Origin of the sequence: Paraburkholderia sp. J41, assembly GCF_905220235.1 — a bacterium.
Classification (GTDB): Bacteria; Pseudomonadota; Gammaproteobacteria; order Burkholderiales; family Burkholderiaceae; genus Paraburkholderia.
Genome location: NZ_CAJMZE010000005.1, coordinates 167,894 through 180,230, shown reverse-complemented (window position 1 = coordinate 180,230; position 12,337 = coordinate 167,894). Strand labels below are relative to the sequence as shown.

Genomic DNA, 12,337 nt, shown 5'->3' with positions numbered 1-12,337 from the left:
ATGCTGCCTGCATACCTTTGCGTCATGCCGTCGAACGCGGACGCAAACCGCGCAAAATCAAGCAGTTCATGTGCCCGGCTTTTACAGCGTGAAAAACCGCGCATGCCGCAAACCGTTTCCCAACATATTAGCTTCGTTATGCGAGAGATAACGACAACAAATATTTCCCCAATATTTGGCTCGCGAACATGCGTTCATCCTGACTTCCGCTTACCGGAGACCTCATGAAAGAACGCCTGGCACGCGCGGTTCGCGCCGCTCCGCTCATTATCGCGGCATTCGGCGCCGCATTGTCGATCGGCACGAGCGTGGCCGCGACGCCGCCCATCGGCGTCGCATTCGTTTATCTCGGCAATCCCGGCGACGCGGGCTGGACCTACGCGCACGAACAAGGCGTGAAAGCCGTGGAAAAGCAGTTCGGCGACAAGATCAAGGTAACGCGCGTGGAAAACGTACCCGAATCCGCCGACTCCGAACGCGTGTTTCGCGACCTCGCCGCGAAAGGCAACAAGATCATCGTGGGATCGAGCTTCGGTTTTCAGGACTTCGAACTAAAAGTGGCGAAGGACTATCCCGATACGGTATTCATGCACGCGACCGGCTACAAGAAGGCGCCCAACTTCGCGACCTATGATGTGCGCACTTATCAGAGCGCGTACCTGGCCGGCCTCGTGGCGGGTTACACCACGAAAAGCAATCTGCTGGGCTTCGTGGGTTCCGTGCCGGTGCCCGAAGTGGTGCGCAATATCGACGCGTTCACGATGGGCGCGCGCTCGGTGAATCCCAACGCAAAAGTGAAAGTCATCTGGATCAATAGCTGGTTCGATCCGGGTCGCGAAAAGCAGGCTGCCGAAACGTTGATCGGCCAGGGCGCCGACGTGCTGATCCAGAACACCGACTCCACAGCAACGATGCAAACCGCCGAACAGAAGAAAGTTCACGCGTTCGGGTGGGATTCCGACATGAAGCAGTTCGGCCCGAATGCGCAGCTCGGCGCGTGCGTGAGTTACTGGGGCGTGTATTACTCGCACCTCGTGCAGCAGGTCATGGCCGGTACGTGGACCAACGCGCCGGTATGGTGGGGTCTCAAGGAAAAAGCGATCGACCTCGCCGACATCAACACGAGCGCCGTTTCTCCGGCCGCGCAAAAAGCGTTGAGCGCGAAGCGCAATGCGATCGTGGCGGGCACGTTCGATCCGTTCGCCGGGCCGATCAAGGATCAAACGGGTACGATACGCGTGGCCGCCGGAAAATCCCTTTCGGATACCGAACTATTGCGCCTGAACTGGTTCGTCGAAGGCGTCGACGGCAGCGTTCCGAAGTAAGCGCGCTTTCCCATTCCAGCAAGGAGACAGGCATGACGGCACTCACGGCTGCGCCCGCTTCATCGCCCACGCGCGAGCAAATCGTGCGCCACTTGCGCCGCGCGGCGGCCGTGGGCGAGCGCGCCGCGTCGTTCGGGCACCATCCGTTCGGCGCGATCCTCGTCGGCCCCGACCACGAGACCGTGCTGATCGAGCAAGGCAACGTCGACACGGTCAATCACGCGGAGGCGGTGCTCGCCCGCATCGCCGCCATGAATTTCAGCGCGGACTATCTCTGGCAATGCACGCTATACACGTCGGTCGAGCCTTGCTGCATGTGCGCGGGCACCGCGTATTGGGCCAATATCGGGCGCGTCGTGTTCGGCTTGACCGAAGCGCGCCTGCTGGAAGCCACCGGGCGTCACGATGAAAATCCGACCATGAGCGTTTCGTCGCGTTACGTGTTCGACCACTGCCAGAAGGCCGTCGATCTTCTCGGACCCATCGAGGAAGTGGAAGAGGACGTGATGCGCGTACAGCGCGCGTTCTGGCAGGCGCGCGGACACTGAGCCCGCGCGCCGTTCCTTCGCCTCGCGCCCGGCCGTTGGATAATCAGGCCGCCGCCGCGAGCGCGGCCGGCAAATGTGCCTGCAAATACGCTTCGAATTCGTCTTTCACTTCAGGATGACGCAGCGCGAATTCGACCGTTGCCTTCAGATAGCCGAGCTTGCTGCCGCAATCGAAACGCGTGCCCATGTAGCGGTAGGCGAGCACCTGCTCCTCGGCCAGCAGCGACTGCACGGCGTCGGTGAGTTGCAGCTCGCCGCCCGCGCCGGGCTTCAGCGCACGCAGATGCTGGAATATCGTCGGCATGAACACGTAGCGGCCCACGACGCCCAGGTTCGACGGCGCCGCTTCGGGTGCGGGCTTTTCGACGATGCCCGAAAGCTTGAACACGTCCTCTTCCCACTCGCGGCCGTCCACCACGCCATACGAGGCGCTGTTCTCACGCGCAATGGCCTCCACGCCGATCACGGAGCTGTGATAGTGATTGAACACGTTCACGAGTTGCTTCATGACGGGCGTGGAGCTGTAGAGCAAGTCGTCCGCAAGAATCACGGCAAACGGACCGTCGCCCACGAGCTTTTCCGCGCACATCACGGCATGGCCAAGGCCGAGCGCTTCCGCCTGGCGCACGTAGAAGCAGTCGACATTGGCCGGCTTGATGCTGCGCACGAGGTCGAGCAGCTTCTGCTTGTTGCGGGCCTCGAGTTCGCTTTCGATCTCGTAGGACTTGTCGAAATGGTCCTCAATGGCGCGCTTGCTGCGGCCGGTCACGAAAATCATCTCGGTGATCCCCGCTGCGATCGCCTCTTCCACCGCATACTGAATCAACGGCTTGTCGACGATCGGCAGCATTTCCTTCGGGCTAGCCTTGGTAGCCGGCAAGAAGCGCGTGCCCAGGCCCGCAACAGGAAATACCGCTTTGGTGACTTTCAGCATGATGTCCATTCCCAGATCGTTCGTTTGAGTCGCGGTCTTGCAACGAGGCAAGCCGGGCTTCCCCGAGGGGTCTGCTTGAGGCAGTTCTTATGTTGCGAAATTGCTTTCCGTCATTTCGTCGACAACAAAACCGACGCATAAATCCAGAACAAATCACTAACTTAAATACCGGAAATTATTGCCAGATCACACGTTAATCGGCACGAATTCCCGAATTGGCGCACGCTGAAACACCGCGTACCGCGCTTGACAGGTTGCGCATCTTACTCTGCTTCGTCCACGGGCGGCAACGCCCCGGAGCGCGTGCGCGCACGCCGAATGGGCTCGTTGCGCAGGGCTTCGCGATACGCGGAGACCGCCACGAGTATCAACAGCACGGCCACGCCGGCCAGTAAATGCAGGTTCATCGGATTCTCCAGCGATCACAGGCGATCCCACTCAAACTAGCATTACAAATTCCACAAATAAACTACGGCTTTTTTTGTCTGCTTTTATTTCTTTATTTGTCTTTTTTATCGAATACATTTTGAAAATCTTTTACCCGTCCGGGCCTCGCGCGCGCGGCCTATGATCGCCGGGTCCACTCCCACGACCGGCCGCACCGGAGAACCATGAGCGATCCCGCACTCGAAACCGCACTGCCGCCTGCAACCGCCATGCCTGCCGCCGCCGCGCGGCCCAAGGTCATTGCCGGCGACCATTTGATTGAAGCCCTGCGCGGGTTCGCCGCCTTGCTCGTGGCTTACTTTCACTGCCGCCAGGTCACGTGGATCGGCATGGGGGCGTTCCATCAAGCGCACGCGAGCCTGAGCGATCCCGGCACGCTCGCGGCGTGGCTCACCTTGCCCGTTGCGTGGGGATCGGCGGGCGTGCCGATTTTTTTCGTCATCAGCGGCTATTGCATTCACCGCAGCGGCGCCGCGCGCCTCCTCGCCAATCCCAGCTTCACGCTCGATGCGCGCCAATTCTGGCTGCGCCGCTTCGTGCGCATTTATCCGGTGTTGCTGGCCGCGCTGCTGCTCACGTTCGCGGCGGATTCGATCAGCCTTACCTTGCTGCCGGTCAGTCACAAGATTCTCGACATCGGCCCCCGGGCATTCCTCGTCAATCTTTTCTCGTTGCAGGGCATTGCCGGCAAAACGTATGGATCGAATGGCGCACTGTGGACGCTCTCGCTCGAAGTGCAGTTTTATCTGCTTTATCCGCTGTTGTTTGCCGCCCGCCGCCGCTTCGGCTTTCATGCCGTACTGGGCGCAGTGGCAGTCGTCAATATCGTTTCCGCAATGACGCTGCAACGGCATGACGTGGTCATCTTCACGTCGTACTGGTTTTCGTGGATGCTCGGCGCCTGGATCGCCGAAATCCATCTGCGCGGCGCTTCGGGATTTCGTTACGCCTATGCCGCGTCCGCGCTGTTCGCGGCGGCCGGTTGTGCGGCGTTCCATTTCGGCCAGTTCGGCGCATTCCAGCTTTGGGCGTGCGCGTTCGCGTGCTACCTCGTGAAAGCGCTGGAACGTTCCCACTCCGCGTCCGCGTCACATGGCGATTCACCAGCAGTCGGTCTGTTGGCCTCGCTCTTTGCGAAACTCGGCGAATTCAGCTACTCGCTTTATCTGATTCATCTGCCGCTGTTCGTCTTGCTCGGCTCGCTGCTTTATCGCTCGTCGCTGCAAACGTCGATCTGGCCTTCGTTCGGCTTCACGCTTGCCGTGCTGCCCGTTGCCTGGATCTTCTATCGACTCTTCGAGCGTCCCGCGCTCAACGCAGCCGCGCGGCTCAGGAAGCGCGTCGCAGCCTGAATGCAGGCAAAAAAACGGCCCGCTTCATGCGGGCCGTTTGCGTTTCAGACGGCTCTCGCTTAACGCGCGCGAGCCGCTACATCGTCAAGCACACGCTCCACCGCCTCTACATACTGCGTCTTGCCGAAGCGCGTGCGCGCCGTTTGCAGGCCCTGCCCCGCGAGACGCTCGCGCAACAGCACGTCGTCGTGCAGTCTGCCGAGCGTCGCGGCGAGTTGGCTTGCGTCGCCAGGCGTGCAGAGCAAGCCGTTCTTGCCGTGCTCGACAATCTCCGTCACGCCGCCGTCGCGCGACGCCACGACCGGCCGCTGCGCCAGCATACCTTCCACCACCACGCGCCCGAACGGCTCGGCCGTGATGGAGGTATGCGCGATCACGTCGACGGCTCGCATGCACGCGGCAATATCGTGACGGAAGCCGAGAAAATGCACGCGATCCCGAAGGCCGTTCGCCTCCACGAACGCGTGCAGTTCGGCCGCGTAATCATCCTCCCCGAATAGCGGCGCGCCGACGAATACCGCATGCGCGCGCGGTTCGTGCAACAGCGCTTCGAGCAGCACATGCTGCCCCTTCCAGCGTGCGAGACGACTGAACGCGCCGACGAGAAACGCCTCTTCGGGCAAGCCGATCTGTCCACGCAGTTGCCGCTGCGGCACGCGGACAAGCGCACGAAACGGCGATTCGTCAACGCCGTTATGCACGACGTCGATGCGGTCTTCATCGAAGCGCGTGAGCTGCGCAAACACCTTGGCTGACGCATGCGAATTCGCGATCACATGCGCAAGCCCAAGCTTGGCGCAACCCTTGATGATCGCGCGCTGCACGCGGCCAAAATGCTCCTCGCTCACGATGTCGCGCAAATGCCAGACCACCGGCTTGCGCGCGAGCTTGCCCGCAAGCACGCTAATCACCATCGCGCGCTGCGTGTTGGCGTAGAGCACGTCGGCGTCGCGCGCGCGGCGGCGCGTCTCGCGCACGAGTCCCGCAACGCCGGCGATCACGCCGAAACGCGGTGCGGTGCCGCCATCGCGGCGCACGTTGCGCAGCGCGCCCGAATCGACCACCTCGACATTCGCGCCGGCGGCATCGAGCGCCTCCCTGAAGGGCCCGTCGTTGAACAGCAGCACATTAATGCGCGATTGCAATCCCTTCACGACTTCGAGCAGCGAGAGTTCGGCGCCGCCCAGCACGCCGCTTTGATCCACGGCGAGCACGCGCGGCGCCGCCGCTGCGTTCGCATCGGCCTCGACGGGCAGCGCGCCGTGCGCCGAACCGGCACGCGTGACCGACGGCACCGCGCGCGCCACGCGCGCAAAGAACTGCTCGCGGAAATGCCGCGAAGAAAAACGCTCGGCGTTCGCGCGGCAATCCTCCGCGCGAAAGCGCTTGGGATCGGCCTCGAACGATTCGACCGCGGCGATGATGGATTGCGCGTCCTGGTCGCCGAAGAAAAGTCCCGTGGGTCGCGGGCCGTTTTCCACGACGGTTTCCAGCGCCCCGCCCTTGCCATACGCAATCACGGGCGTTCCGCACGCCTGCGCCTCGACAACCGAAATGCCGAAATCCTCTTCCGCCGCGAATACGAACGCCTTCGCGCGGCGCATGCGATCGTGGAGCACCGCGAACGGCTGATAGCCCAGCACTTCGACATTCGCGCCGGCTTTTGCCCGCACCTTCTGCATGTCGGGACCATCGCCGATCACCACGAGCCGCTTGTCCGGCATGCGCGAAAACGCTTCCACGATCAAGTCGATCTTCTTGTACGGCACGAGCCGCGAGGCCGTCACATAGAAGTCCTCCTTTTGCGTTTCGACCATGAACGAATCAATGTCGACAGGCGGATACACGACTTCCGCATCGCGCTGATACACCTTGTGAATGCGCCGCGCGATGAACTCCGAGTTGGCGACGAACTGATCCACCGAATTCGCCGTGCGCACGTCCCAGTTGCGGATGTAATGCAGAATCAGCCGCGCGAGTGCCGACTTCGGGCCGCGCGTGAGCCGCGACTCTTCCAGATACTGATGCTGCAAATCCCACGCATAACGGATCGGCGAATGCACATAGCTGATGTGATATTGATCCGGCCCGGTAAGCACGCCCTTCGCTACCGCGTGACTGCTCGAAATCACCACGTCGTAACCCGAAACGTCGAGTTGCTCGATGGCGAGCGGCATGAACGGCAGATACGCGCGATAACGCGTGCGCGCCTTCGGCAAGCGTTGAATGAACGACGTGGTCGCGCGCTTGCCGCGCAGGAAGCCGCGATCTTTCGCGTCGACGAAATCGACAACCGAGAAAAGATCCGCGTCGGGAAAGCAGGCAATAATCTGCTCGAGCACACGTTCCGCGCCCGCGTAGGTGACGAGCCAATCGTGCACGATGGCCACGCGCGGGGCGCGGCCCGCCGTGCGCGCGGGCGCAACGAGCGCCGCTGTTTCCGCGCGTTGCAGTGAGGATGAATCGCGCCGCTGGAGCGGCGCAACGGCGCTTTCGGACGACGCCGTTTCGTCAATCAGTTCGTGACTCATGCGCTTTTCCGTAAGTTCAGTCGAAACAGAAGGGAACGGGCATAACCGCGCAGCAACGGTGTCGTTGCCACGGACCACACCACGTTGGCGAATGCCAGCACCACGCCCGCGCCGATCGCGTACCACGCGTCGGGCAGCCACCACGCGAGCGCGAGCGCCGCCGCGAGAAAACTTAGATGTGCGAACATATCGACGAGGATCGTGCGGCTATGAATGCGTGCGAGCCACAGCAGCACCACGTAGTCGAACCACGAGCGGAACAGCACGGCCGCCGCCGCGCCCGGCAAGCCGAAACGCCAGATGCCCAGCCACAGAAGCCCCGCAAACAGCGGCAATTCCACGAGCCCGACCCGCGCGGCGGCGGCCGGATTGTTCTGCGACTGAATGAGAATGCGCGTGACGCTCGCTTGCCCGATCAGCCACACGGCAACGATGAGAAAGCGGCCAACGGGCGCGCCGTGTTCCGCGATGACGGGGCCCACCCACGCGCGCAAGAACGGTTCAAGCACGACAATCGCCCCGATGCCCACCGGCGTGAACACGCCATTGAGAAATTGCAGCGATTGCGCGGCCACTTCGTCGGCGTGCTCGCGGCGCAACGAAGAAAGGCGCGGAAACAGCGTGCGCACGAGCGCATTGGGCACCATGTTCAGGCGCGTGACGAGGTTTTGCGGCACCGTGTAATACGTGACGAAACGCGCGCCCAGGCCCGCACCCAGCATCATGCGGTCGAGCGAATCCGCGACCATCGTCGTGATGCTCGCAATCAGCATCCAGCCGCCGAAATTGAACAACGCTTTGGACGTATCGAGCCGCGGACGTTGCATCTTGCGAATGCCGAGCACACGCAACGCGGAGCGGCCAAGCAGCACAGCCGCGAAGAAACGCGCGAATACGGCGGCAGCCAGCACGGTTTGCAGATTCGGCGCGAACAACCACGCAGCGCCCAGCGGCAACAACTGGAACAGAAACGTGCCGAGCGTCTGATTCGTGTTGTAGATGCCGAAACGTTCCGCGCCGTTGATCGCGCCGGCAAACACCCACGACACGTTCGCCACCGGAATCGCCACCGCGAGCCACGGCAGCGCGAGATACACCTCGTGACGCAACTCGGGCGAAACATGCGTGAAATAAGCCGTATAAAGCGCGCCGCCCGAATAGATCAGCAAGCCGCCAATCGCGCCGGTCGTGAAGTTGAGCCAGAACGCGCTCCAGAAAACGCGCTCGCACGCTTCGGTGTCTTTCGACGCGTAGGCCTTCGAAATATGATTCTGCGCGGCCATGCTCATGCCCAGATCGAGCACGCTGAAGTAGCCGATCAAGGTCCACACGAGCGCAATCACGCCATAGCGTTCGACGCCCAGCATGCGAATATAAGAAGGCACCGTGACGAGCGATACGAAGGTCGGCAACACCAGGCCGAACAGATTGATCGCGACGTTGCGCAGTATTCCTTTATCCATTGAATTTCCCGTTGTTTCGGCCGCGCAGCGTCAAGCCGGTTTCCAGCGGTACATGAGCACCTTGCCGCGCGCGTCTTCCTCGACGAATACGAGGTACTCGCCATTCGCCTGTCGATGCGCACTGATTCCGAACGGCACGTCGACCCAGCCCGATGCGTGTCCCACTTCGGGACCGGGGCCGAAAGTGCCGATCTCCTTCGCACTGTCCTTGTCGTACACATGCACGTTGCCCGCGGGTTCGACCACGAACACGTATTGGCCTTCGACGGTGAGACCCGCGGGCGTAACCGGCGGCTTCGCGTGCGGGTCCCACGGCAAGCGAAGCACGTAGCGCTGCTCGGGATGACCGCTCGTCCACTTGTCGTAGCGCACGAGCACGCGCCCCGCTTCCTTCCAGAAGCCGGGATCGTGCGGCGCATCGGCGGTATAACCGGTGACGTAAAGCGTGTCGGTTTGCGGCTCGTAAATCGCGCGATGCACTTCGGTGAACGGCGCGGGAATCGCGTACTTGTCGAGCTTGTCGTAGCTGTAGATCGGATTGCCCTTCGCATCGAGACCGCCGAACCGGAAGCGCCAGATGCCCTTCTCGTCGCGCGCGCGCCAGATGTCGCCGCGCGTGTCGATCCACCAGCCCCAACCGCCGCCCAGCTTTTCGCGGCTCGGGTTACGCGTGAATTCACCGCTCTCGAACGCACCGTCGCCGTTGGTATCGCGCCAGATCCAGTCGCCGCCCGAGGGCGCATTCGGCACGTTCAACACGGGGCGTTCGCGGCCTGCGATAAAGCCCGAGGGGATCGCCGTTTCGCCGTCATGCTGCGCATCGAAGCGATAGATCTTCAGATGGTCCGCATACATGTCGGTGAGAAAGAGAAACGTGCGGCCGTCGAGCGCGCGCGCGGTCGGCAAGCCGGGCCACTGATCCGTATGGAAAACGGGATCGTCGGGATAACGGAAACGATTCGAGAGAAAGCCGACGTAACGCGAGTCCTGTCCCGGCGGCTTCGACAAATCGAGTTCGAAGCGCTTGTTTCCCGTATAAACGCTATTGGGGCGCTGCGGGTCCATCCACGCGCCATCGACGAAAAGCAGTCCTTCGAGATTCCATAAGCGCTTGCCAGCAGGCGTATACGCTTCGAGCGTCGCGCCGAGTCCCGCGCCGATGCTTTCGTGTTGCGGGCCGATGCCGTTGGTCGACACGTAGATGTTGCCGCGCGCATCCGTGGCAACGCCGGTCAAACCATTGAAACGGCCCGGACCCGGCCGCCCCGCGACGCCCGCGAAAATACCGCCGCGTTCGCCGAACGTGGCGCTTTGCGTCCACGTCTTGCCGTTGCGCGTATAGATAAGGATTTGCTGACGCGGGCCGTTATCGGCAATCAACACGCGCTGCGAAGGATCGACGTCGATATCGACGGCATAAGCGTCGCCGGGCAACTCGAGCGTGTCGTCGAGAGGTTTGCCGTCGGCGGAAAAGTGCTGGACGTGCGGGCCTTTTTTGCCATTCGCGCCCGTCAGCACCCAGAGCGAACCGTCACCCGCGAGCGCAATGCGTCCCGGCGCGGGCACGTCCCATTGCGTCTTGCGCTGCATCGCATTCGCGTCATAGACCTCGATGCGATTCATCGACGTATTGCTGACATAGAGCGTCGAGTCGGTTGCGGCCAGGCCGCCGATATCGGCGCGCGTGCCCATCGGCACATCGGCGATCTTGAGGAACGCACCGGCCAGTTGCGCATGGGGATTCAGCGGATCGGGAGACGCCTGAAACGCCGCAGCACGCTTGGGTTCGTCGAGCGGCCTGCGCGTGACGCCGAACCACTGGCGCCCCTTCTCCGGCCAGATGCCGTTGCCGACGAGATGCCCCTTTTCATTGCCCACGCCCACGGCCGCATACAGGTAGTGACGGTTCACCGCCACGGCATTGCCGCCCGCGCCGCCCCAACCATGCGTGCCGCCCGCGAAGCCAAGCGGCTTGCCGTCCTGATACGCGCTGATCTCCGCGCCGCTTTCGTCCCACGGCGCATTCGTGAACACCTTGCCTTCGGGCGTGACGGCAATCGCGGTCACGTTGATCTGCATCCACGTGCCTTGGCCGTACCCATACGTATTGCCGATCCACGAAGTCGTCACTTGCAATTGCGGCGCGGCAATCGTCTGCACCGACGACGTACACACGTACGCGCAAATCGCGACGAGCGCCAGCGTTCTGGACAAGCGGCGTTCGGCACGCGTGCGGCTTTTAAATGGCAGGGGCCGTGGCAACTTCGTCGGCAAGGCGAATTCCTCCGGTCAGGTGACGGCAATCTGCCGGGATCATGCCGTACAAACCGCGTGAAAAATCACCGCTAAAAACCGAAAATAATTCAAAAAAATTCAGTCATTCGTACTGGCATTTTTGGCATGAGGAAATAAATACATGAGTGCGCCTGCAAGGCCGTCTGCGCGCGCTCAGGCTGATCCCGCGCCGCCTGGAAACGACGTATCACTTTGTAAATTCCGTATTCAATGTCTATTCATTGCGAAATCCCCACACCGATATATTTCGGCTTTTTGAATGGCTTTTGATCAATTAATTCTTTCTAGAATGATTTGCACTGCGCATGCACCACAACCGGATGACCGATGACCGTTGACCGACCCATTAGCTCCGCCGACCACTCTCACCGCATCGTCCAGCTCGACGGCTTGCGTGCGATTGCCGTGCTCGCCGTGTTCGCGCAACATGCGTTGCGCGCGCCGCTATGGATGGGCGTGGACCTGTTTTTCGTGCTGAGCGGCTTTTTGATCACGGGCATCCTGCTCGAACGCAAGGCGCGTGGGCAGTCCTATTTCAGTTACTTCTATGCGCGGCGCGTGCGCCGGATTCTGCCGCCGTATGTGCTGCTGCTCGCGGTGTCGTCGCTGCTGTTCGGCTTTGGCTGGGCGCATTACTGGCCGTGGTACGCATTCTTTGCCACCAACATCGGCGACGCGCTCGGACAAAGCGGCCATGACAGCTTGAACATCTTGTGGTCGCTTGCCGTGGAGGAGCAGTTCTATATCGTCTGGCCTTTCGTGGTGTTGCTGCTGCCGCGCCGCTGGCTCGCCATCGTGGCGGCCGCGCTCATCGTTATCACGCCCGTATTGCGCGCTATTGCAACGCCGTGGTTCGACACCTATTGGCCGATCTACTACCTCATGCCGTTCCGCATGGATCTGCTTGCGTCGGGCGCATTACTCGCGGTGCTCGTGCGCAACGACCGCAACGCACTCGAACGCTTCAAGATTCCGGCGGCTGTTTTATTCTTCGCGGCGCTCGCCGCGCTCGCGTGGCTTCATTTGCACTATCCGCGCTTTCGCGGCATGAACACGCCGCTTTCGAATGCACTGCTTTACAGCATTTCACTCGTGCTCTGCACTTCCGCCGTGATCTATGCATTGCAATCGAAAGGCATCGTGCGGCGCGTGCTGTCTCATCCCGTACTCGTGTATGTGGGCACTATCAGCTACACGATCTACCTCATTCACCTCACGATCCTCTATGCCGTGTGGCCGCATTTCAGCCGGCTGCCCAGCGCAGGCATCGCGCTCGCACTCACGCTCGCCTATGCAAGCGCGAGCTGGTTCCTGTTCGAGCGACGCCTTACGCGCGGCCCGCGCCGCGCCCCACTCGCGGCACCCGCGCAACTCGGCGCGCGCGTGAGTTCGACCAGCCCGCAATCGTGATTCCCTCATCCCGCTCGCTACTTCAAAGGCAC

At 61.8% G+C, this 12,337-nt stretch carries 9 protein-coding genes; 4 read left to right on the top strand and 5 right to left on the bottom strand.

Features of this window, described 5'->3' with window-relative positions; all coding sequences use genetic code 11:
* The first annotated feature begins 224 nt into the window (after positions 1-224).
* Positions 225-1,325, top strand: a complete 1,101-nt coding sequence (locus tag U5805_RS07310; RefSeq protein ID WP_322102781.1) for a BMP family ABC transporter substrate-binding protein — start codon at positions 225-227, stop codon at positions 1,323-1,325.
* A gap of 32 nt (positions 1,326-1,357) precedes the next feature.
* A complete protein-coding gene (locus tag U5805_RS07305; protein WP_322102780.1) occupies positions 1,358-1,873 on the top strand; it encodes a nucleoside deaminase in 516 nt (171 codons plus the stop codon).
* 43 nt (positions 1,874-1,916) lie between these two features.
* Here U5805_RS07305 and galU read toward each other — a convergent pair whose 3' ends face one another.
* A complete protein-coding gene (gene galU, locus U5805_RS07300) occupies positions 1,917-2,807 on the bottom strand; it encodes a UTP--glucose-1-phosphate uridylyltransferase GalU (RefSeq protein ID WP_322102875.1) in 891 nt (296 codons plus the stop codon).
* A gap of 263 nt (positions 2,808-3,070) precedes the next feature.
* A complete protein-coding gene (locus U5805_RS07295) occupies positions 3,071-3,214 on the bottom strand; it encodes a hypothetical protein (protein WP_165822883.1) in 144 nt (47 codons plus the stop codon).
* 204 nt (positions 3,215-3,418) lie between these two features.
* Between U5805_RS07295 and U5805_RS07290 the strand changes: the two genes are divergently transcribed.
* Positions 3,419-4,606, top strand: coding sequence for an acyltransferase family protein (locus U5805_RS07290; RefSeq protein ID WP_415914550.1), 1,188 nt, complete (start codon positions 3,419-3,421; stop codon positions 4,604-4,606).
* A 59-nt stretch (positions 4,607-4,665) separates the two neighbouring features.
* Here the strand turns inward: U5805_RS07290 and U5805_RS07285 are convergent, their stop codons facing one another.
* Genes U5805_RS07285 through U5805_RS07275 form a run of 3 tightly spaced genes read right to left on the bottom strand, consistent with a single transcriptional unit; the run spans position 4,666 to position 10,814 of the window.
* Positions 4,666-7,137, bottom strand: a complete 2,472-nt coding sequence (locus tag U5805_RS07285) for a glycosyltransferase family 4 protein (RefSeq protein ID WP_322102779.1) — start codon at positions 7,135-7,137, stop codon at positions 4,666-4,668.
* Positions 7,134-8,600, bottom strand: a complete 1,467-nt coding sequence (locus tag U5805_RS07280; protein WP_322102778.1) for a flippase — start codon at positions 8,598-8,600, stop codon at positions 7,134-7,136. Before U5805_RS07280 ends, U5805_RS07285 begins: the two co-directional genes overlap by 4 nt.
* Before the next feature lie 30 nt (positions 8,601-8,630).
* Entirely contained in the window at positions 8,631-10,814 is a 2,184-nt protein-coding gene (locus tag U5805_RS07275; RefSeq protein ID WP_415914549.1) for a hypothetical protein, read from the bottom strand.
* 408 nt (positions 10,815-11,222) lie between these two features.
* Here U5805_RS07275 and U5805_RS07270 point away from each other — a divergent pair, with 408 nt between their 5' ends.
* A complete protein-coding gene (locus U5805_RS07270; protein ID WP_322102777.1) occupies positions 11,223-12,305 on the top strand; it encodes an acyltransferase in 1,083 nt (360 codons plus the stop codon).
* The last annotated feature ends 32 nt before the right edge of the window (positions 12,306-12,337 follow it).